The sequence below is a fragment of the Ascidiaceihabitans sp. genome, assembly GCF_039986515.1.
Taxonomy (GTDB): domain Bacteria; phylum Pseudomonadota; class Alphaproteobacteria; order Rhodobacterales; family Rhodobacteraceae; genus Ascidiaceihabitans.
In genome coordinates this window covers 1,121,716-1,143,250 of record NZ_JBDWQO010000007.1, presented here as the reverse complement: position 1 = coordinate 1,143,250, position 21,535 = coordinate 1,121,716, and the positions used below count along the sequence as shown (strand labels likewise).

Genomic DNA, 21,535 nt, shown 5'->3' with positions numbered 1-21,535 from the left:
CCTATTCGTCGATGTCCGTGCTGAAGGTTTCGTTGATCAGATGGCGTGCGAAATACATTGGAAACATGTCCTGATTAAGCGTTCGGTCTTCGATTTTCATACGCAGACGCCCGGACACGCGCAGGCCCGCGTCTTCTAGGGCGTCGAGCCAATCCGCCATGTCGAAATGCGTGCATTGGGGGACACAAAGGTCAAAATCCGGGCTCCAGTTCAGTCTTGGAAACTCTGCTTTCAAGTCTGAAAGAACCGCAGGCAAAGCGTTGATTTTGTCATCAAACAGCGCACCGGCCTGAAAGCCTTCATCCACGCCCAGTTTGTCGCGCCCCTTTGAAAAGGCCAAAAATAGAACAGGCGGCGTGCGGCCGGTCAAGACAGATGGGCGGACGCTGCTGAACACTGTCAAAACTTGGCGCAAGACCGCCAAACAGCTCTCAGAAATGTCGGTGTCGATGTGTTCCATCACCACAACTTGTGGCTGGGTTTCGTCCTCAAGTGCACGGGCGATGGCGTTGGGATCGGGAATTTGCCCCGGTTCGTGCAACCCCAAGCCACGCCCCCATGCCAGCAGGGCCGCTTGCAGGGCCGTGTCGGGGGGCGCACCGGGCAAGTACCGCACGCTGAGGGTCGGGGCCTCGGCCCCCATTGCAAAGCCCACGCTTCTTTCCATCTCATGCAAGGCCGAGGACACAAACAGGTTCAGTTCGTCGACATTGTGTCCGGTCAATACAACCACCAAGGGCGCCAATTGTTCGGTGTCCGTATCGCGGCGGTTATCGCGGGCAGGCATCGCCAAATCCTGACGCATCCATTCGCTTAAAAAGTGCCGGGGCATGGTGCGGTCAAAGGTGATCAGCTGTTCTGCCGGGTTCGGGGGTGTGTTTTGTGTGTCGTCGATGGTTCTGCCTAGCACATCCCAAAATACGGGGTCACTTTTCAATTGCGACAAGCTGGTGAAATACAACGCGTTGTTTTGACGGATGCGCGATTTGGTGTTGCTGACGACGCCGATCAATTCCAAAGGTTGCCCGATGTTGTCTTGCCACAAGACGGTGCCTGACAAACCGGCCCAATCGCGCACGTTTTCGGGCTGCGCGCTTTGCACATTCATCTGCATTCCCGAAAACACGCCCCGGGTGCTGCGTGTGGCACCGAACAGATTGTAGACCTCGCGGAAATCCAAAGCGTTCGGGCCCAGATGAATGGTTGCGAAATCAGGGAAACCTTCGCCAACCAACGTCATTTCCTGACCCTCAGCAGCCCCGATTTTGAACGAGAGCGCTGCATTTGCAGCGTTCGATTGTGCCATTGCGTCCGGCGTCATTTTTAAGATTGCCACATCAACATTGGGCATCTGTGCGCCAGCCGGTGGCCAGACCAATGTACAGTCGTGAAAGGCCGCACCCGGGTGGGCCACAAACTGGGGCACATTTATGCGGCGAAAATCAAAGTTCATCAGGTCTGGCATTTCACCCAATGCAGACGCCAGATCCGCAATGAGACGGACCTGAGGGCAGGGGACGTTTTGGGGAACGATGTCCGGCAGGGGTGCGCCATCTTCCATCGGGAAGACACAGTGCAGCGCCGTCAGGATCAGCCCTTCCCCGACAAGCGCACCTGTCCCTACGCCACCGCCGGGGTGGCGTAACTGAACTGTGTGTTGCCGGATCCGTTTCACAGCACGCCCCTTAAAGTGTGGTGCTGCCTGAGCTGGTGATAAAGATCTGTTCGCCGTCTTTGCCTACAGGTTCCAATGACAGTTTAATGGTCTGGGTCGAAGCGTTGCTGAGTGTACCGCCCCCGCCTGCTTCTGCGCCCACCGAGAAAATCTTGAAACTGATTTTGCCGCTGGCTTCTGCTGATTTTTCAGCGACCACTGACAGTTCCAGATCAAGCGTTTTTGGAATAAAGCGCACTTCGGCATCACTTGATGCGGCCAAAGCGGTTTCCAGTTCCGCCCGCAGGTTCGAGATAAATTCAGCCAGTTCAATATCTGCACTCATGGCAACATCACCTTTTAATAAAAAATCTCAATATACCCCAAAGCTACAACCTGAAGTGCAGTTTGGTAAATCACTAATTTTGTATGAAGATCGACGTTGCCTCGTTTGGTGGTCAGGTCTTGAGTGGATTTATGATGTTAAGTCTTTGATTGTTCTTCCAGAACCTTCTTTGCAGCACGAAAGCACTCCAGACCCTGCGGGACACCACAATAGATAGCGATGACATGAATGATTGCGCGAATTTCTTCCTTGGTGACACCGTTGTTGATCGCGCCACGGCAATGCAATTCCCATTCGGTCATCTTGCCCAAGGCCCCGATCATCGACAGATTCATCATCGACCGCGTCTTTGCATCAATCACATCATCCCCCCAGCCAAAGCCCCAGCACCATGCTGTCATGGCTTCTTGAAAGGGGCGTGTGAAGTCATCTGCCGCTGCCAGATTGTTTTCAACATAGGCCGCACCCAAGGTGGCTTTGCGTTGCTCCAAACCGGTCAAAAATAGGTCTTCGTCAAATGCGCTCATGGGGTGTCCTTTCGGGGAATAAAGTGAAGGCTGACAGTGTGGCGGACTATGTGCACAGATGCGCCGTTCTTCCAAGCTGTTCCCACAGAAGCGAGTATCACTCGTTACTGGCTACGCATCACCCGTCGCGCCCCGCTTCGTTCGGATCACATGAAAAAACCGCTATTTTGTTGCCCTGTGGATCCCGCAGATAGCTGACGTAGAAATGTGGCCCGTAAGATGCGCGAAATCCAGGTTGACCTTCGTCGGTCCCACCCGCGTCAACAGCCGCCGCATGCAGATCGCGGACTTGGGCCTGATTGCGGGCTTCAAACGCTACCATCGTGCCGTTTCCCGCAGTGGCGGGCTGTCCGTTGAACGTTGGTTTGACGTAAAAGTCAGGCAAAACGGGGCGCTGTCCTTCGGGCACGGGCAAGGCAAAGCTTAAGCCCTCTGGTCCTTCTTCCAGCCCGTAGCCCAAGGCGGGAAGAAATGCAGAATAGAACCGCTTTGCGCGATCCATGTCCTCGACACCGACTGTGACGTAAGAGATCATTGGCGTAACACCCTAGTGTTGCAGGCTTGCGTGGTGGGGGTGCTGTATCATGCTTCAACAGGGGCGCACAAATGTTGGCATTTTTCAATTTGCGACAGCGTCTTTTGACACTCCCTTGCCGAAGCGCTGCGCACGCGCACGGGTTTCCCCCTGCCTATTGTTGTCGGTCGAATTTTCCACTAATTACACATCCTATCGAACTTTTAATTCGCGGGTCCGTAAGTGTCTGAACATAAAAGATATAATTTACACCATCATGCCCGCCTTTCTGTGGCGCCTATGATGGACTGGACGGACAGGCATTGTCGTTATCTGCACAGACTGCTCAGCGCGGACACATTGCTGTATACGGAAATGGTGACGTCTGCGGCTTTGGTGCGTGGGGGCGCGTTGCGGTTGTTGGAATTCGACGCGGCAGAACATCCCGTGGCCTTGCAGCTTGGCGGATCTGATCCGCAAGAACTGGCGCAGGCTGCCAAACTGGGGCAGGCGCGGGGGTATGACGAGATAAACCTGAACGTAGGCTGCCCGTCGGATCGTGTGCAATCAGGCACGTTTGGTGCTGTCTTGATGAAAGACCCCGCACGGGTGGCGGCATGTGTGTCAGAAATGCGTGCGGCCGTGGACATCGAAGTCACCGTAAAGTGCCGTATTGGCGTAGACGACCAAGACCCCGAATATGTGCTGCCAGAGTTTTTGGCGCGGATCGTGGCGGCAGGGTGCGAACGCGTGACAATCCACGCCCGCAAAGCATGGCTGCAAGGTTTGTCGCCAAAGGAAAACAGGGATATTCCGCCGCTGGACTACGATCTGGTGCACAGGATGAAAGGGTTGTTTCCGAACTTGCATATCTCTGTGAATGGCGGCATCGAAAGTCTGGATGCGGCGCAGGGTTTTCTGGATGCTGGATTGGACGGGGTGATGATCGGGCGCACAGCCTACCACCAGCCCACTGATATTTTGGGCACCGCGGACCAGCGCATTTATGGCGCAGATACACAGACCACAGCCCAAGATGCAGTGCTGCAAATGTTGCCCTACATTGAAAGCCATCTGGGCGCGGGGGGGCGTCTCAATCAGGTAACACGGCATATGCTTGGCTTGTTTGCAGGGCGTCCCGGGGCACGGTTGTGGCGGCGCATATTGTCAGAAGAAGCGCACAAACCCGGTGCGGGCCCTGAAGTCGTGGAAGCTGCCTTGGCGCAGGTCCAGACCGTGATCCAAAATGCCGAAGACGCGTTAAGCGAAAAGGAACAAAGCAATGCCTGAGACCGTTTTGCTGCTTCAAATGACACTGCTTTTGTTGGGGATTGGTGCGTTTGCGGGCGTGCTGGCCGGATTGCTTGGCGTGGGCGGAGGGATCGTTTTGGTGCCTGCGTTTTTCTATGCATTTCAAACGCTTGGATACGATGGTCCGCAATTGATGCAGATGTGCTTGGCGACGTCGCTTGCCACGATTATCGTGACTTCGGTGCGCTCTGTTCACAGCCACAATAGAAAGGGCGCTGTGGATTGGGACATTTTGCGGACGTGGGCGCCGGGGATTGTTGTGGGGGCGGTGATCGGGATGCTGGTCGTGGCGCAGCTGCGATCCGTCACCTTGCAGATTATCTTTGGCGTTTTGGCACTGATCGTGGGGCTGTACATGACCTTCGGACGCGCAGACTGGCGTTTGGCAGATGCGATGCCGCGTGGGCCTTTGCGCATGGTCTTGTCCCCTGTACTGGGCTTTATGTCGGTCCTTATGGGCATTGGCGGGGGCAGCTTCGGGGTGCCGGTGATGACACTGTTTAACACTCCAATCCACCGCGCCGTGGCCACGGCTGCCGGTTTCGGTGTGGTGATCGCGGTGCCTGCGGTTGTCGGGTTCTTGTTTGTGGACATGGCAATGGCCGTGCCGCCCTTGACGATCGGCGCAGTCAATTTGGTGGCCTTCGGCATCATTATTGCCATGACCCTGATCACAGCCCCGTGGGGCGTGAAATTGGCCCATGCAATGGACCCCAAGCCGTTGAAACGCGCATTTGGTGTGTTTTTGGTACTGGTGGCTTTGAATATGATACGAAAGGCGTTCTTTGGATGATGCAACGTGACGGATTTGTTGTGTTTGGCCACGACGCAGGAGTTCAGCGTTGGGCGCAAACGGCTTATGGGCATGTTCCGGATGTGCACAGTGACCGGTCTGTGCCACAGGACCAGTTGCGCCATGGCCGCACTTGGTTTGTCGGGTTGGACGCGCTTCCCAATGACGACGCAGGGACGGTGGACGGTGTGCCGCTGACGGGGCCGTGGCAGGCACACGTGCCTGATATGGCTTTGCACCGCGCACAATTGTCCGTGGTCTATCCGGGCTATCCGCTGCAAGGCGCAGACGAAAGCCCCGGCAATCACCGTTTCAGGATCACGCGCAAGGCGGCGCATGTGGATGGTTTGCTGCCTGTGGGGGTGCACAAGCGTCGCTTCGCACAAGAACTACACGCCTATATTCTGGGTATTCCGTTGCATGATTGCGCAGCCGCCCCAACTGTGGTGTGGCGGGGCAGTCATGTGATTATGCAGCGTGCGTTGAAAGACGCAATTGGCGGGCGTAATCCGGGGCAAGTGGACGTGACAGAAGCCTACCAAAACGCGCGGCGTCATGTGTTCGAAACATGCGAAATGGTACCGCTGACGATGACTGTGGGGCAGGCGGCGTTGATACACCGCTTTGCATTACACGGTACAGAGGTCTGGGCATCCGACGCCAGCACGGTAAACGAAACGCACCGCGCGATTGCGTTTTTCCGGCCCGCTTACAGCGACGGCCGCGACTGGCTGGGAGGATCGTTTTCTTGAAAAGAAAACGTACCGGAAACTTATAAAGTTTCCGCCCGGTTATCGTTTCAAACGCGCTGCACGTCCGCCGCGTCGGCCTTTGGGGGCCGCTTCGCGCAGGGGCAATTCAGCCATAATCTGGCTTCGGGCCTCGGCGCTCATCTTTGACCATTGGGTGATTTCATCGATGGAACGTGCGCAACCGGTGCACAAGCGCGTTTCGGGATGCACCACGCAGATCTGGATGCACGGGCTTTCGATTTCTTTGCGTGTCCACACCGGTACAGTCATCTAATTTCCTTCACGGCGCAAAACGCCCAAACGATCCAACAGTCCTTGCAAGATATATCCCGCAGCCACATGATCAATGACCTCGGCGCGACGTTTGCGTGACGTATCCGCCTCAAGCAATGCACGTTCTGCGGCAACGGTGCTGAGACGTTCGTCCCAATAGGTGATTGGCCCGGCCCACAGTTTTTCCAGATTGCGGGCAAAAGCGCGTGTGGATTGGCACCGCGGCCCCTCAGAGCCATCCATATTGCGCGGCAGTCCCAACACCAGCCCCCCGATGTCACGGGCCTTCATGACTGCCAGCAGCTTTTCGGCGTCTACACCGAACTTTTTGCGTTTGATTGTTTCAAGCGGTGTGGCGATGCCCAAAAAGGTATCGGAGACGGCCAAACCGATTGTGACAGTGCCCAAATCCAGACCGATCAACGGGCGCATGGGCGGCAAAATACCCGCAAAGTCTGTGACGTCATCATAGATCATTCGGCCACATTGACCCGTTCGCCTGCGCGGTTCAGCAAATCAAGTGCGGCAGGGTCCTCTTTGAACACTTCGACACCATTGTCGTAAACGGCCCGCGCTTGTTGTGTGCGACCCAAGACGCCCAAGGCCCCGATCAGTTGCGCCCATTCCTGAGGTGTGCCGCCTTCGCTGGCCAGCCGTTCTGACAGGCCCTCGACCATGCCTTCGATCATCTCCATTCGCTCGGCGCCGGTCATGTCGCCCGCAGCTTCGATATCATCCGCTGAGGGGCCACGCGTCACGCCGTCACCGACTGTCGGGATTTGGTAGTTGACGCCGGATCTTGCGGCCATGTCTTCGATCTGCTGCAAAATCGGCGCGATCCATGGGGCATCAGGTGGTCCGGCCCGCAATTGCTGATCCCAAATCCGGAATGCAACATCGGGACGTCCTGTTTGTGCGTTCATCAAACCCCAGTAATACCGCGCTGTGCCGTTGCCTGCATCCTGTGTCAAAGCCACTTGCAAAACACGCTCCGCTTCCGGGGAAACATACCCGCCAGCGGCCAGGATCATCATATCCGCGTAGTCTGTGATATCGTCAATCGTGGCTGAACTGCCCTTAAGGCGCAGCACAGTTTCCTGGGCGCGGTGGGCAGCAGCGTAATTGCCCAAATTGGCCTCTGAGCGTGCCAAAAGCACGTTGCCTTGCAGATCATCGGGACGCTGCGCCACGGTCAGGCGCAGTTTTTCCACCAGCGCCACATAGTCGGGCGCCGCATTTTGCAGTGCGGGTGTGCTGGCCAGACTGTCTTCGGCCTCTTGCTGGGCAGGACGGTCCGCACGCAGGCTTTCTGCCATTTCAATGCGGTCTTTCAAAGCCAGATCGCCATATCCCGGTGCGCCGATTTGAAGATACAGCCCGAACGCGCCGCCAGTGACAGCCAGCGCCACCAGAACACTTGCCACAAATGGCGCACCGCCTGCGGTGCTGACTGACGCGTTCGCTTTGGTCGCATCGGCGGTCAGGATGCGCCGCGACACTTCAGTGCGCACGCGTGTGGCGTCTGGTTCTGATAACACTCCGCGTGCCAGATCACGGTCAACTTCCGCCAGTTGATCGCGGTAGACCTGCACGTCGAATGTGGCCGCATCGGCGCCCGGGACACGGGCCCGCATAAAGGCCAATGACAACAAGGCCACGACGCTTAATGTAAGCCCGCCAGTGATAATCCAGAACAACATAGCGCCCCTTTCGATATTCTCTCCGATGTAGCCTTCTATGGCTGCCAGAAAAAGGGGCAATTGGGCGCACGGACCACCAGATGACGCCCAATTGACTGTCCTGTCGCAAAACTGCATGAAAGTGCCGCGGTGGGTATCCTGTTTTTATGGTATCTCACCCAGAACAGGCACAACGTCGGGGCGGTTTGCGAATCCATGACATCTGCCTGCGCAGTCCCGTCCGACCCCAAATACGACCGACATTCGGACCACATTCGGAGCTTTGTAAATGAAACGCTATTCCGCCTTTGCTATCGCCCGTGAGGCCGTTCGTTACCACACAGGATGGGAACGTGCGTGGCGCGCCCCCGAACCCAAAAAGAAATATGACGCGATCATCATCGGGGCCGGTGGCCACGGGTTGGCCACAGCGTATTATCTGGGCAAGAATTTCGGCATCACCAATGTGGCGATCCTTGAAAAAGGCTGGTTGGGCGGCGGTAATACGGGCCGCAACACTACCATCATCCGATCAAACTATCTGCAAGATCCGTCTGCCGCGCTTTATGAAAAGTCGCGGTCGCTATACGAAACCATGTCTCAGGACCTGAACTACAACGTGATGTTCAGCCCGCGTGGTGTCATCATGCTGGCGCAAACCCACCACGAGGTGCGTGGCTATCAACGCACGGCCCATGCCAACGCGTTGCAAGGTGTTCAAACCGAATGGATCGGACCACAAAAGGTGAAAGAGCTGTGTTCGATCATCAACCTTGATGGTCCGCGCTATCCTGTGTTGGGCGGCTTATGGCAAGCGCGTGGCGGCACGGCGCGTCACGATGCGGTGGCTTGGGGCTATGCACGGGCCTGTTCCGACATGGGCATGGACGTGATCCAGCAATGCGAAGTCACCGCAATCCGCCGCGAAGGTGGCAAGGTCGTTGGCGTCGATACCACCAAAGGCGCGATTGATTGCGACAAGCTTGGGATCGTGGTTGCAGGCCACTCGGGTGATCTTGCGGCTAAGGCGGGCTTCCGCTTGCCGCTGGAATCTGTGGCGCTTCAGGCGCTTGTGTCTGAACCGATCAAGCCCGCGATGGATGTGGTCATCATGGCCAACACCGTGCACGGCTACCTGTCGCAATCCGATAAAGGCGAAATGGTCATCGGGGGCGGCACGGACGGCTACAACAACTACACCCAGCGCGGATCTTTCCATCATGTGGAAGAAACCGTGCGCGCGCTGAACGAAACCTTCCCGATGCTGTCGCGCCTGAAGATGCTGCGCCAGTGGGGCGGGATTGTGGATGTGACGGGCGACCGGTCCCCGATCTTGTCGAAAACGCCAGTGGACGGCGTGTTCATCAACTGCGGTTGGGGGACAGGCGGGTTCAAGGCGATCCCGGGGTCTGGCTGGGCCATGGCAGAACTGATGGCCAAGGGACATTCGCCTTTGACGGATGAATTTGGAATGGAGCGCTTTATCGAAGGCCGCTTCATCGACGAAAGCGTCGCGGCCGGGGTTGCGCACTAATGAAAACCGTCATGGATTTGGCAGGATCAGTTGGGTGTTCGGGTCTTTTCCCCTTCGCCTGCAGCACTGCCAAAAGCGATCAGATTGCTGACGTCGATGTCGCGGCCACCGCGCGCAGCCTTGCGCTTGGCCATGCCGCGCCGTTCCAGCAACAGCATGATGACAGCGACTACAATTATCGCGCCAAAGACGGCAACGGCACCCATTTCTTTGCTCATGACAAATTCCTTGTGTCAACTTTGATTGACACATCTGTAGCGCAGGGTTCGGTTGATCGCCAAGAAAAAACTTGGAACCATTCGGTGCCTGCGCGGGTTCTCTTTTCGACACAAGAAATCGAAGGAGACACGCAATGTCAGACGAAACAGCAACATACACAACAGCAACAAGCACGTCAGGCGGCAACAGCGGTTTGGCCTTTGTTGTGGGGGCTCTTGTCGTCGTGGTCGCGGTACTTGCGTGGTTCATGTTTCCAGGCGCTGATGGCAGGCGCGGTGGCGTCAACATCAGCATCGAAGGCGCAGCAGACGACGTGTCAGGCAAATAATCGCCGAACACAGCCAAAAGTAGAAAATCCGGCAAGGATCGGCGCAGCGCAAACCGCGTTTTGCGCCATCCTTCGCCGGATTTCACGTTTTCACACGCTCAAGGTTGAGTGCGGGGGGACAGGTGGTTTGATGACGGTCTCAACACAGGAGAACGTCAAATGTCCGATTACACGAACTCAAACATCTCCCGCAGCGAAGGCATCAGCGCCAAAGGCCTTCTGGTGGCAGTGCTTGTCCTTGCGGCCTTCATCTTTGTTCTGTCCTTCATCGGTAGCGGCACAGTGCCCGAAGGCGAAGAAGGGGCAGCACCCGCAACGCTTGAAAGCGCTCCAGCGGTCGATCCCGCAGCTCCGGCTGTTGCTGAATAAACCAACCAACATCACATCTGCTTCAGGCGGGCGCTTCACGGCGTCCGCCTTTTGCATGTCTGACACCCTGACAGGAGCCGCGTAATGCTTGTCCTCACATGCCCTTGCTGCAACGTAACTGCAGAAGAAACCGAATTTCATGCCGGGGGCGAAGCGCATTTGAAACGCTTTGGTCCGGGGTCTGATAACGCGGATTTCGAAAATTACCTGTTTATGCGGCAAAACCCCAAAGGGGTTCATTTTGAACGCTGGCGCCACAACAACGGCTGCGGGAAATGGTTTCATGCCGCGCGATGCACAATGACGCTGGAAGTGTTCGGGACGTATTCTGCCCAAACCTATGAACCACCCAAAGCCCTATGTGACGCCATCAGCGCCAAGCGGCCCGGCTGGTCTTGGGGGGCATTTTCATGATCCGCGCCCTTTGTCTTTTTCCTAAAAATATCCCCGCCGGAGGCATCAGATCTGTCTCCCAGATGAAAGGGTCAAAAACATGAGCACTCGTCTCGCGACAGGCGGCCGCCTGCTGAACAAAACAAACGCTATGAACTTCACCTTCAATGGGCGCACGCTGCGTGGCTTTGAGGGCGACACATTGGCGTCTGCCTTGCTGGCCAACGACCAGATGCTGGTGGGCCGGTCGTTCAAATACCACCGGCCGCGTGGCATCGTGGCCTCGGGCGCGGAAGAGCCCAATGGATTGGTGAATTTGGGCGAAGGCGGCAAGTTCGAGCCAAACCAACGCGTCACCACCACAGAATTGTTCGACGGTCTGACATCCAAAAGCCAGAACCACTGGCCCAGCCTGGAATTCGACGTCGGTGCTGTGAACTCCAAACTCAGCCGCTTTATGCCGGCGGGGTTCTACTACAAAATGTTCATTCACCCGCGCCCGCTTTGGAAACATGTGTATGAGCCGTTCATTCGTCACGCCGCAGGCCTTGGGGCCGCGCCAAAAGACCGCGATGTCGACACTTACGAGCATTTCTATGCCTTTTGTGATGTTCTGGTTGTGGGCGGCGGTGTCGCTGGCCTTCAAGCGGCGTTAAGTGCAGCAGAAGCCGGTGCAGACGTTCTGCTGCTGGAGCAAACGGCGCATTTGGGCGGGCGTGCCCCTGTCGATGGCGGCGAAATTGACGGCGCAGACACCGAAAGCTTTGTGACCCAGATCGTGGCCAAACTAGAGGCGATGGACAACGTCAAAATCCGCACCCGCACAATGGGGTCGGGGGTCTACGACCACGGTTATGTGTTGGGCTATGAGCGCCTGACAGATCACGATCCCGCCAAACAAGGTCCGCGTCAGCGTTTGTGGCGTATTCGCGCAGGTCATATCGTGACGGCCACCGGTGCGATCGAACGTCCGCTGAGCTTCGCGGGCAATGACATTCCGGGTGTCATGCTGGCCAGTGCTGTTCGCGATTATGCGGTGAACTTTGGCGTGTCGCTTGGCGACCGCACAGTTGTTGTCACAAACAATGACGATGCCTACCGCACGGCAATCGCGCTGAAACATGCAGGCCTTGATGTGCCTGCCATTCTGGATGCGCGGGTCCTGACCCAGGACAGCGCGTTGATGGTGCAGGCCAAGGCGCTTGGCATTCGGGTGATGCCCGGACATGGCGTATCCATGGTGCAGGGCGGCAAACGCGTGACTGGCGTTGCTGTGTGTTCGCAGGCCGGTGAAGGTGCTGTGCTGGAAGAAATCGGATGCGATGTGGTGGCGATGTCGGGTGGTTGGTCGCCGGTTGTGCACCTGTGGTCACATTGCGGTGGCAAACTGACATGGGACACAGAACAAGCCAGCTTCCGTCCCGATCCGGCCCGTGCGCCAATTGGCGACAAGGGGCAGGGCTTTGTAACGGCTGCTGGCAGCGCAAATGGCGAAATGGACCTTGGGGCGATCCTGTCGGACGCAAGATCCGCAGGGATTGCTGCGGCAAAAGACGCCGGACATGGCGGCAAAGCCAGCGCGGCACCTGAGGCGGTGACCGACGATGAGGCACCGATGATGCCCGTTTGGTTGATGCCGCAAGGCGCGGGCTATAAGCTGCGGTCCAAAGCATGGCTTGATTACCAAAACGACGTGAAAGTGTCCGACGTTCAATTGGCAGCACAAGAAGGCTTCGAAAGCGTCGAACATGCCAAACGCTATACCACGCTTGGCATGGCGACTGATCAAGGTAAGCTAAGCAACATCAACGGCTTGGCGATCCTGTCTGACAGTTTGAACCAACCTATTCCGCAAACCGGCACCACCACGTTCCGCCCGCCCTACACGCCCATCTCAATGGGGTCGATCGCAGGCGAAGCGAAAGCCCATGTGTTCCAGCCTGTGCGTCGCACACCAATGTACGATTGGCACGACAGCAACGGCGCCGATTGGGAACCCGTTGGCCAATGGCGCCGCCCCTACGCCTATGTACGGGATGGTGAAAGCGTACATGACGCGGTGATGCGCGAAACCAAGAACACACGTGACAACATGGGGCTACTGGACGCCTCGACCCTTGGCAAAATTATCGTCAAAGGGCCGGACGCAGGCAAGTTCCTCGACATGATGTACACCAACATGATGTCCAATCTAAAAATCGGCAAATGCCGTTACGGGTTGATGTGCTCCGAAAACGGCTTCTTGATCGACGATGGCGTGGTTGCGCGGATCGATGACGATACGTGGCTGTGCCATACCACCACAGGCGGCGCCGAAAGTATCCATGGCCACATGGAAGAATGGCTGCAGACCGAATGGTGGGACTGGAACGTCTATGTCGCCAACGTCACCGAACAATACGCGCAAGTCGCGGTTGTCGGACCAAATGCACGCAAGGCTTTGGAGGCCTTGGGCGGCATGGATGTCAGCGCGGATGCGCTTGGGTTCATGGAATGGAAAGACGGCACGTTGGGCGGCTTTGATGTGCGGGCTTACCGTATCTCGTTCTCGGGCGAACTGAGCTATGAGATTGCGGTGCCTGCAAGTCAGGGACAAGCCTTTTGGGATGCTTTGATGGCTGTCGGTGATGCTTTGGGTGTGATGCCATACGGTACAGAATGTCTGCACATTCTGCGGGCCGAAAAGGGCTTTATCATGATCGGGGACGAAACCGACGGCACGGTCATTCCGCAAGACCTTGGGCTGAATTGGGCGATCTCCAAAAAGAAAGAAGACTTTCTTGGCAAACGTGCACAGGAACGCGACCACATGGTCAGCGACAAACGCTGGCGTCTGGTGGGGCTGGAAACCACTGATGGATCAACACTGCCAGACGGGGCATATGCCGTGGGCGCAGGCACAAACGCCAACGGTCAGCGCAACATGATCGGGCGCGTGACGTCCAGCTACCATTCTCCGAACCTTGGAAAAGGCATCGCTATGGGACTGGTTTTGAACGGGCCGGAACGGATGGGTGACATCATCACCTTCCCCGGCACCGAAGGCAAAGACTATACCGCTAAAATCGTGAACCCTGTGTTCTTTGATCCCGAAGGAGCAAAGCAAAATGTCTAATCCTATCAGCGCTTTGAACCAAGCCAGCGATGCGGCCGGCATCGCCACTGTTGCGGATGCCGGTCTGCAGGGCATGATCACTCTGCGTGGTGATTTGTCTGACGCAAAAGTCAAAAAGGCCGCAACCAGCGTCACAAAAGTGGCATTGCCAGAGACCGGACAGGCCAACACAGACGGCGCACATGGCATCGTCTGGATGAGCCCGGATGAATTGATGGTCCTGTGCCCCTACGATGCGGTCGCAGACACTTTGGCGGCTATGCACAAGACATTGGGGGCCACACATGCGCTGGCTGTTGATGTGTCGGATGCACGCGCATGTCTGCGTCTGAGCGGCGCGAATGCCCGTGAAGTGCTGGCCAAGGTCGCCCCGGTTGATTTGCGTCCTGCCGCGTTCACCGCCGGTATGTTTCGCCGCACACGGATCGCCCAAATTCCCGCAGCCTTCTGGATGCCGGAAGAGGACGTTTTCCAAATCATATGCTTCCGCTCAAACGCTCAGTATCTGTTTGATGTGTTGACGGTGGCGGCACAGCCGGGTTCTGAAGTGGGGCATTTCTAAACAGACAAAGGCGGGGACCGTGTAACAATGGTTCCTGAAAGACCGGATTTGCAAATCCAAATGCTGCTCCGAAGTTGGGTGAAGGACTGAAACGGCATTGGGCTGGATTGGTTTCATCGTTACGTGCTAAGGTCGTGTTGGCGTTAAAAAATCTGAGATAGATCACCATGCGGACTGGCTACAGAATTGCTTTGTATTTGGGCGCGGCATTGATTGCTGCCCCGGCGTATGCCGTTGATCTTGCGTGCCTGTCGCGTAATCCATCGTCCAAGGATTGGGTGCCGGAAGCTGTATTTGTATCCATCGACACGCAAAGTCTGAAAGCGCGGGTGTTGGATGAATACACGTTGTCCGTCATGGAGGGGCCGGCCTTGGCAGAGGTTTCGCGCCCAACATCAAAACGGCTGCAACTGAACTGGGCGTTGATAGACGCCACAGACATAAGTGGGCGCAGCACCAATGTGAAATTCAAAATGACGCTGAACTTGAAGACCTTCAAATTCAATTACAGCGGCGTCAGCGAAAGCTCTTTTCTGACGCCGGGCAGTGCGTCGGGAACCTGTGCGCCTTGGGATAGAATTCCAGATCCAAAGTCATAATTTGCGGTTGCAGCCCGGTGGAGGATCACCCTAATATGACGCATATTGGCGTCAGTTTTGAGGGTATACATTGTTTTTTTCTACATCTGGTTTTCAAAAATTCTGTGCGGCATCAGCATTTTGCGTGGCAGCGTCAGGCGCGTTTGCACAAACCTATGATTGCGACATGCACAATAAAGGTCGTGGCGGCTGGATGGGGGATCGCATGATCTTTTCTTTGGTTCCAAAAGACGTGACAGGTTTCGTGTATGACGGCGTGATCAAAAACGCCTACGATTCCCCGATTGCGGCGCGGGTGACGAAACGCAAAGATACGTTGTGGCGTTACAAATGGGATGTTGAGGGCGCATCAAGCGTCAATGCCGGTAAGTTAAGCCTGACATATTCGGCGCTTTTGAACACGAAATCGGGAAAGGTCACGGTCAACGGCATCTTGCACGGCGGCGACAATGTGATCAGCGGCGAGGGACGCTGCAAGGTTGTCAAATAATGCAGTCTCGTTTGCGGAAAGACGGGGTCTTTAAAGGCTTGAAACCTGTGGCAGTGGCCATGGCCTTGATGTGCGCCAGCGCAGTACCTGCCGCTGCGGCAGGGTTCCTTTGGGACTGTAAGCTAAGCGATTACGCAAGATCAAAGGGCTGGATCGCCAGCACGATTGGCTTTGTGGATGATGGCAGCGGCGCGGTTCAGGTCGTGGACCCCCTGATCCTGCACTACAACAAAGTCGCCTTGCAGGGGCAGGTTTTACGCAATGACGCAAAGCGGTTGATCGTGAAATGGACATTGTCCGGTGGCGAAAAAGAGGGCGGGGGCACCTATGGTGACTTCGACTACCGTGCCTCGATCAGCAAGGCCAATGGCAAAATCCAACTGACGGCAAAGCCGCGGCAATTCGATTCAGGATTGCGCAGTGGCGGTCGGTGTACTCGGCGCACGAAATAGAAAGATGAAAGAATGAAAAAGACTGTTTTGGGTATCGGCCTTGCAGCCCTGTTGTCACCCGTATGTGCTGTGGCCCAACCCTTGATGTACGACTGCGACATTAACAATCGAGACCCCCGTGTTGATTGGGTGCCCGCCAAACTTGCTGTGATCTTTGACGGTCAAGGCAAAGTGTCGGTTGTCGACCATATCATTCTGACCTTTTTTCAAAAACCGATGGCCGCGTCCGTGGTCGAGCGTAACGGTAAATTGCGCGTGCGTTGGCAGGTCAAGAATGCCAAAGACAACCTGAACCAAAGGGTTCCGAATTTCAGCTACACGGCTGTCATTACCAAAAGCACCGGTGCGGTAAAGGTCAGCGCCAACCCCACCAACACACCACAAAACTGGACGGGGCGGGGGACTTGCAGCGTTCGAAAAGACGGCAAGCTGCCGAAAGTTTTACGCTGACACCCTTGATCTTGCAGGCCATCGCGCTTCATGTCAGTGGAGAGACAGAAATTTAATATAGGAGGCCCCGCAATGGCTTTTACACTTCCTGATCTTCCCTACGCCCACGACGCACTGGCAGATGCCGGCATGTCCAAAGAGACGTTGGAATACCACCACGACCTGCACCACAACGCCTATGTCACAAACGGCAACAAGGCGATTGAAGGCACGGAATGGGACGGCAAAACGCTGGAAGAGATCATTGTCGGCACCTATGATGCAAACGCTGTCGCCCAAAACGGCATTTTCAACAACATCTCGCAGCTTTGGAACCACAACCAGTTCTGGGAAATGATGGGCCCAGGCAAATCCGCCATGCCCTCCGAACTGGAAGCGGCCCTGAAAGACAGCTTCGGATCGGTCGATAAGTTCAAAGAGGACTTCGCAGCCGCAGGCGCAGGCCAGTTCGGTTCAGGCTGGTGCTGGTTGGTGAAAGACACCGATGGCGGGCTGAAAGTGACCAAGACCGAAAACGGCGTGAACCCGCTGTGCTTTGGTCAGACCGCTTTGCTCGGCTGCGACGTATGGGAGCATTCCTACTACATCGACTTCCGCAACGCGCGTCCCAAGTACCTGACCAACTTTATGGACAACTTGGTGAACTGGGAAAACGTAGCCTCTCGCATGTGATCGAAAGGTGGTTCTCCCAGTCACCTCCGCCCGCCGCTTTGCGTCAGGCTTGGTCAACTGGGAAAACGTCGCCTCCCGCATGTGATGGGTGCGCTTGGTTGACTGAAGCCGAGTAATTTTCGAAAACAAAAGGCCCCATCATGTATTTGGTGGGGTCTTTTTTGTTGCCAAATCGCCACATGTCGTGGGGTGGAAAGCGCCGCATAGCAGATGTAGCGGGATGGGGTCCGGTGTGGCGTGTTTCTTGCACAGGTTCCATGCGTTACGTACAGGCGTCGCGGTCAGGGTAATCCCTACAGTCAGCGATTTTACCTCAATAGGACTCTGGTCGTCACCGCCGCGCGACCTGTTGTAAAACCACCCGCATCTTTAGGCTCAGCGCATATGGTCGCGTTGTTTTTACTCAGGCCAGTGTTTTGGCCAGCCCAGCTTCAGCGGCCTGCGCATCGGGCACGATTGTCATAAAGTCCAACAGGCTTTTGTCTGCAAAACCCTGCGCCACCACATGGTTCATAAGCTGGATCATGGGATCCCAATACCCGTTTGTATTCAAAAGAAAAATTGGCTTTTCATGCAGGCCCAACTGGCGCCATGTCAAGGCCTCGAACAGCTCGTCCAGTGATCCGGCACCACCGGGCAGAACCACGACGACATCGCAATTCATAAACATGACTTTCTTACGCTCATGCATGGTTTCGGTGACAATATAAGTCGTCAGATCAGTTTTGCCGACTTCCCAATCCACAAGGTGCTGGGGGATGACGCCGAATGTTTCGGCGCCTGCATCTTGGGCGGCGCGGGCCACTGTGCCCATCAATCCCACGTCACCCGCACCATAGACCAAACGCCAGCCGTTGCGGGCCAATGCCACACCCAAGGCCTGTGCATCCGCGCCATATGCAGGGTCGTTGCCCATGCGCGATCCACAATAAACACAAACAGATTTGATGGGCATAGTGGTTTCCTTCACTGAAAATCGTTGCATTGTGATCATGCGGGTTTTGACCCGTGATACCCTGCTTGTTATGTAACCTCAATTGATCTGGACGCCTTGCGGGGCGGGTTTGAGGACGCATGAGTAAGTTAGCGGCATTGGCAGGCGGACAAGCGGGCACCTTGGCGGCAGGGGTCATTGTGGTGGCTGGCGTTGTGGGCGGCGGGGCGTGGATGTTTACCCAAAACGAAACGGCACCTGTGCAAACCACGCCTGTGGTAGAAGCCGCAGTTGTTCCAGAAGTGCAGGCACCCGCAGCAGCAGAACCTGTCGTGGCGGTTGATCCGAAACCGGACGTCGTGGATGCCGAAGCGCCCCAACCCGAAGCTTCACAGCCCGCTGCGGTTGGTGCCGAGGTCGTGGTCTCTGACCCTGTTCCGCCACGTTTTGACGAGGTGCGTACAGAGAATGACGGGCTGACTGTGATTGCAGGCAGGGCTGCGCCGGGCAGCACCGTTGCCTTGTTGGTTGACGGTGTGGAAGCGGCGCGGGCGACGACGGAAAGCAACGGTGCCTTTGCAGTTGTTGCCATTTTGGATGTCAGCGACAAGCCGCGCTTGTTAACCTTGTTGCAAATCGAGGGTGAAAAGACGCTGGCATCCGCGGATGAAATCATTATTGCACCAACGCCTAAGGCAAATGTGGACACGGCGGTGGCAAAGGTGGACACGGCGGTGGCAAAGGTTGTCGCGACACCGGAACCGGAAGCTAATCCTGAACCGGAACCCGAAGCTGCGCCTGCGATTGAACCCGCAATCCCGCTGGAAACAGCCGAAGTTCAGCCTGCACCAACACCGACACCAACACCAACACCTGAAGCTGCGATCCCATCTGTGCCGGTTGCCAAAGCAGATCCTGTGGCAACACCTGCACCCGAACCGACACCCGAACTGGCACCCGAACCGACACCTGAACCAGAAACGCAGATTGCTGTGCTGAAAGCGGATGAAGACGGCGTTGAAGTTCTGAACCGGTCCTCCGCCCCCGAGGTCATGGCAAACGTCGCCATCGATACAATCAGCTATTCGGACGTGGGTGACGTGTTGTTAAGTGGGCGGGCACAATCGCGTGCACAGGCTGTGCGTGTGTATTTGAACAACGCCCCGGTCACGACATTGAATGTGGACGGGGCGGGACGTTGGCGGGGGGATTTGCCCGACGTCGACACCGGTGTCTACACGTTGCGTGTGGACGAGGTAGACGATGAAGGGGCTGTCACAAGCCGGGTTGAAACGCCGTTCAAGCGCGAAGACCCTCAGGTTCTGACTGCCGCACAAAGTGATGACCGCGCACCCATTGCTGCGATAACAGTGCAAACAGGGGCCACGCTTTGGGCGATTGCACGCGACAGATATGGCGATGGCACGCTTTACGTGCGTGTACTGGAAGCCAATAGCGACGCGATCAAAAATCCTGATCTGATTTATCCAGGGCAGATTTTTGACCTGCCGGAAGATCCGTAAAATCATTTAGTGCGCCGGGCCGTTTTTGGGTCCGTTTTTAGGGCTGCTTTGGAATAAATGCACCTGTGCGCTGGCCCTTGGGGCTTTGGCGGACTATGTAAGGCCCTCACGTTCCAAGGAGCCTTCATGTCGGCTGACACCTCTGCGCAGACCAATTCGCACCCCGATACTTCCCCGCAAAAAGACGCATTGGCCGACGCCGAACGCCGCTCTGGCATGCGTACCATTCGCAAAGTGGCCCCCTATATGTGGCCTGCGGACAAGCCATGGGTGAAACAGCGCGTTGTTCTGGCGATGCTGGCGTTGCTGCTGTCCAAGGTGATTTCGGTCACGACGCCGTTCTTTTACAAGTGGGCTGTGGATGCGTTGGCAGAAGGTGGTGTGTCTGTTTTGGCGTTGGGGGCGATCGGTTTGACGGTGGCTTACGGGTTCGGGCGTTTGATGACCAACGGCTTTCAGCAGTTGCGGGATGCGATTTTTGCACGAGTAGCGCAACGTGCGTTGCGTTCGTTGGCGCTTGAAACCTTTGAACATATTCACCGTTTGTCGATGCGCTACCATATCACGCGCAAAACCGGCGGTCTTAGCCGCATCATTGAACGTGGTGTGAAAGGCGTTGAATTCCTGTTGCGCTTTTTACTGTTTTCCATCGGCCCGCTTATTCTGGAACTGCTGATGATTGGCGGTATCTTGCTGTATTTGTTCGATATATCCTATCTGGCTGTGGTTGCAGTGACCATTGCGCTTTATGTGTGGTTTACGTTCAAAGTGACGGAATGGCGCGTGAAGCTGCGCAAGGAAATGAACGATCAGGACACCGATGCCAACCAAAAGGCCATCGACAGCCTGCTGAACTATGAAACGGTGAAATACTTTGGTGCCGAAGGGCGCGAAGCGGCGCGATACGACAAAGCGATGGAAGGCTATGAGGCTGCAGCGTTAAAGACGTCGTATTCCTTGGCAGGCTTGAACTTTGGACAATCCTTTATCATCACATCCGGTCTTGTTCTGGTCATGGTGCTGGCCGCCATGGGAGTGGAACGGGGTGAACTGACTGTGGGCGATTTTGTCATGGTCAATGCGTATATGATCCAGATTACGATGCCGTTGAACTTTTTGGGGACAGTATACCGCGAAATCCGGCAGGCGCTTGTCGACATGGGCGAAATGTTCGATCTGCTTGAGCAACCTCAGGATGTAGAGGATGCGCCGGATGCCAAACCTTTGAAAGTGCAGGGGGGGCAGATCGCCCTTGAAGATGTGCATTTTGGCTACGACGCGGCCCGCCCGATTTTGAAAGGCGTCAGCCTGACCGCGGAGCCTGGGCAATTGGTGGCAATTGTTGGATCAACGGGTTCGGGCAAATCCACCATTGGACGGTTGTTGTTCCGGTTTTATGATGTGGGCGATGGGGCTTTGAAAATCGACGGGCAAGATGTGCGCGATGTCACACAAGACAGTTTGCACAGCGCCATTGGCGTTGTGCCGCAGGACACGGTGCTGTTCAATGACACTGTACGCTACAACATCGCTTACGGGCGTGCCGGTGCCACCCAGTCCGAAATCGAGACTGCTGCGAAAGCGGCGCAAATCCATGATTTTATCATTGGCTTGCCCGAGGGATATGAGACGCCGGTGGGCGAGCGCGGACTGAAACTGTCGGGCGGCGAAAAGCAAAGAGTGGGCATCGCACGTACGTTGCTGAAAGATCCTGCGATTTTGCTGTTGGACGAAGCGACGTCGGCATTGGACAGCGAAACCGAACAAGACATCAAAGATGCGTTGATGCAGGCGGGCCGTGGACGCACGGTTTTGACCATTGCGCACCGGCTGAGTACCATCGCCGAGGCGGATCAGGTCATTGTTTTGGAAAAAGGTGAGGTGGTTGAGCGGGGCACACATGACGTGCTGCTGGCCAAAGACGGGCGCTACGCCCAGCTGTGGCACCGCCAGCAAGCCGATGAAGTATAGTTTTTAGCGCAGGGTAGGGTGCGGCAAGCCGCACCTTACGATGTTGTCGCGTAAGGTGCACCTTGGTACACCCCT

General features: G+C 56.2%; 25 protein-coding genes. 16 read left to right on the top strand and 9 right to left on the bottom strand.

The window, feature by feature from the left end; genetic code table 11:
- Position 1: 1 nt before the first annotated feature.
- The 4 genes from ABJL60_RS08310 to ABJL60_RS08295 form a co-directional block, all read right to left on the bottom strand.
- Positions 2–1,675 (bottom strand): hypothetical protein, encoded by a 1,674-nt coding sequence (locus ABJL60_RS08310; protein ID WP_348373816.1) that lies wholly within the window; start codon positions 1,673–1,675, stop codon positions 2–4.
- Between the two features lie 10 nt (positions 1,676–1,685).
- Entirely contained in the window at positions 1,686–2,000 is a 315-nt protein-coding gene (locus tag ABJL60_RS08305; protein WP_348290203.1) for a trypco2 family protein, read from the bottom strand.
- A gap of 137 nt (positions 2,001–2,137) precedes the next feature.
- Positions 2,138–2,527: a carboxymuconolactone decarboxylase family protein gene (locus ABJL60_RS08300; RefSeq protein WP_108827928.1), complete on the bottom strand. Its 390-nt coding sequence runs from the start codon at positions 2,525–2,527 to the stop codon at positions 2,138–2,140.
- A gap of 118 nt (positions 2,528–2,645) precedes the next feature.
- Positions 2,646–3,062, bottom strand: a complete 417-nt coding sequence (locus tag ABJL60_RS08295) for a VOC family protein (protein ID WP_348373815.1) — start codon at positions 3,060–3,062, stop codon at positions 2,646–2,648.
- A gap of 222 nt (positions 3,063–3,284) precedes the next feature.
- Between ABJL60_RS08295 and dusA the strand changes: the two genes are divergently transcribed.
- The 3 genes from dusA to ABJL60_RS08280 are packed head-to-tail and all read left to right on the top strand — an operon-like array spanning position 3,285 to position 5,897.
- The gene (gene dusA, locus ABJL60_RS08290) at positions 3,285–4,331 is read left to right on the top strand and encodes a tRNA dihydrouridine(20/20a) synthase DusA (protein WP_348373814.1); all 1,047 of its coding nucleotides are present in this window, start codon (positions 3,285–3,287) and stop codon (positions 4,329–4,331) included.
- Positions 4,324–5,145, top strand: a complete 822-nt coding sequence (locus ABJL60_RS08285) for a sulfite exporter TauE/SafE family protein (RefSeq protein ID WP_348373813.1) — start codon at positions 4,324–4,326, stop codon at positions 5,143–5,145. Before dusA ends, ABJL60_RS08285 begins: the two co-directional genes overlap by 8 nt.
- Complete coding sequence (locus tag ABJL60_RS08280; RefSeq protein ID WP_348373812.1) at positions 5,142–5,897, top strand: hypothetical protein; 756 nt, start codon at positions 5,142–5,144, stop codon at positions 5,895–5,897. Before ABJL60_RS08285 ends, ABJL60_RS08280 begins: the two co-directional genes overlap by 4 nt.
- 39 nt (positions 5,898–5,936) lie before the next feature.
- On the opposite strand, the gene ABJL60_RS08275 is transcribed toward ABJL60_RS08280, so the two are convergent.
- From ABJL60_RS08275 to ccmI, 3 genes are read right to left on the bottom strand one after another with little or no spacing between them, the layout of a single operon-like run.
- On the bottom strand, positions 5,937–6,167 hold the full coding sequence (locus ABJL60_RS08275) for a DUF1289 domain-containing protein (RefSeq protein ID WP_108827932.1): 231 nt from the start codon (positions 6,165–6,167) through the stop codon (positions 5,937–5,939).
- The gene (ruvX, locus tag ABJL60_RS08270; protein ID WP_348290213.1) at positions 6,168–6,647 is read right to left on the bottom strand and encodes a Holliday junction resolvase RuvX; all 480 of its coding nucleotides are present in this window, start codon (positions 6,645–6,647) and stop codon (positions 6,168–6,170) included. It abuts the gene before it with no gap.
- Positions 6,644–7,870: a c-type cytochrome biogenesis protein CcmI gene (gene ccmI / locus ABJL60_RS08265; protein WP_348373811.1), complete on the bottom strand. Its 1,227-nt coding sequence runs from the start codon at positions 7,868–7,870 to the stop codon at positions 6,644–6,646. Before ccmI ends, ruvX begins: the two co-directional genes overlap by 4 nt.
- 268 nt (positions 7,871–8,138) lie before the next feature.
- Here ccmI and ABJL60_RS08260 point away from each other — a divergent pair, with 268 nt between their 5' ends.
- Positions 8,139–9,383, top strand: a complete 1,245-nt coding sequence (locus ABJL60_RS08260) for a sarcosine oxidase subunit beta family protein (RefSeq protein WP_348290217.1) — start codon at positions 8,139–8,141, stop codon at positions 9,381–9,383.
- 26 nt (positions 9,384–9,409) lie between these two features.
- Here the strand turns inward: ABJL60_RS08260 and ABJL60_RS08255 are convergent, their stop codons facing one another.
- Positions 9,410–9,601 (bottom strand): hypothetical protein, encoded by a 192-nt coding sequence (locus ABJL60_RS08255; RefSeq protein ID WP_348290218.1) that lies wholly within the window; start codon positions 9,599–9,601, stop codon positions 9,410–9,412.
- A 134-nt stretch (positions 9,602–9,735) separates the two neighbouring features.
- On the opposite strand from ABJL60_RS08255, the gene ABJL60_RS08250 reads away from it, so the two are divergent.
- The 10 genes from ABJL60_RS08250 (at position 9,736) to ABJL60_RS08205 (ending at position 17,032) form a co-directional block, all read left to right on the top strand.
- Positions 9,736–9,930 (top strand): hypothetical protein, encoded by a 195-nt coding sequence (locus ABJL60_RS08250; RefSeq protein ID WP_348373810.1) that lies wholly within the window; start codon positions 9,736–9,738, stop codon positions 9,928–9,930.
- Between the two features lie 159 nt (positions 9,931–10,089).
- Positions 10,090–10,299: a hypothetical protein gene (locus tag ABJL60_RS08245; RefSeq protein WP_348290222.1), complete on the top strand. Its 210-nt coding sequence runs from the start codon at positions 10,090–10,092 to the stop codon at positions 10,297–10,299.
- A gap of 84 nt (positions 10,300–10,383) precedes the next feature.
- Positions 10,384–10,713 (top strand): sarcosine oxidase subunit delta, encoded by a 330-nt coding sequence (locus ABJL60_RS08240; protein WP_108827939.1) that lies wholly within the window; start codon positions 10,384–10,386, stop codon positions 10,711–10,713.
- 79 nt (positions 10,714–10,792) lie between these two features.
- On the top strand, positions 10,793–13,807 hold the full coding sequence (locus tag ABJL60_RS08235; protein ID WP_348290223.1) for a sarcosine oxidase subunit alpha family protein: 3,015 nt from the start codon (positions 10,793–10,795) through the stop codon (positions 13,805–13,807).
- Entirely contained in the window at positions 13,800–14,369 is a 570-nt protein-coding gene (locus ABJL60_RS08230) for a sarcosine oxidase subunit gamma family protein (protein WP_348373809.1), read from the top strand. The genes ABJL60_RS08235 and ABJL60_RS08230 overlap by 8 nt, the downstream gene beginning before the upstream one ends.
- A 167-nt stretch (positions 14,370–14,536) precedes the next feature.
- Positions 14,537–14,968, top strand: coding sequence for a hypothetical protein (locus tag ABJL60_RS08225; protein ID WP_348373808.1), 432 nt, complete (start codon positions 14,537–14,539; stop codon positions 14,966–14,968).
- Positions 14,969–15,134: 166 nt separating this feature from the next.
- Positions 15,135–15,458: a hypothetical protein gene (locus tag ABJL60_RS08220; RefSeq protein WP_348290228.1), complete on the top strand. Its 324-nt coding sequence runs from the start codon at positions 15,135–15,137 to the stop codon at positions 15,456–15,458.
- A complete protein-coding gene (locus ABJL60_RS08215) occupies positions 15,458–15,910 on the top strand; it encodes a hypothetical protein (RefSeq protein WP_348373807.1) in 453 nt (150 codons plus the stop codon). The genes ABJL60_RS08220 and ABJL60_RS08215 overlap by 1 nt, the downstream gene beginning before the upstream one ends.
- A gap of 12 nt (positions 15,911–15,922) precedes the next feature.
- Positions 15,923–16,360 carry a hypothetical protein gene (locus ABJL60_RS08210; protein WP_348290232.1) on the top strand — a complete coding sequence of 146 codons (438 nt, stop codon included), beginning with the start codon at positions 15,923–15,925 and terminating at the stop codon, positions 16,358–16,360.
- Between the two features lie 72 nt (positions 16,361–16,432).
- On the top strand, positions 16,433–17,032 hold the full coding sequence (locus ABJL60_RS08205; protein WP_348318719.1) for a superoxide dismutase: 600 nt from the start codon (positions 16,433–16,435) through the stop codon (positions 17,030–17,032).
- Positions 17,033–17,435: 403 nt separating this feature from the next.
- On the opposite strand, the gene ABJL60_RS08200 is transcribed toward ABJL60_RS08205, so the two are convergent.
- Positions 17,436–17,987, bottom strand: coding sequence for a TIGR00730 family Rossman fold protein (locus tag ABJL60_RS08200; RefSeq protein ID WP_348373806.1), 552 nt, complete (start codon positions 17,985–17,987; stop codon positions 17,436–17,438).
- A 119-nt stretch (positions 17,988–18,106) separates the two neighbouring features.
- Here ABJL60_RS08200 and ABJL60_RS08195 point away from each other — a divergent pair, with 119 nt between their 5' ends.
- Entirely contained in the window at positions 18,107–19,489 is a 1,383-nt protein-coding gene (locus tag ABJL60_RS08195; RefSeq protein WP_348373805.1) for a LysM peptidoglycan-binding domain-containing protein, read from the top strand.
- Between the two features lie 126 nt (positions 19,490–19,615).
- Positions 19,616–21,460 (top strand): ABC transporter ATP-binding protein/permease, encoded by a 1,845-nt coding sequence (locus ABJL60_RS08190; RefSeq protein ID WP_348373804.1) that lies wholly within the window; start codon positions 19,616–19,618, stop codon positions 21,458–21,460.
- Positions 21,461–21,535 lie beyond the last annotated feature (75 nt).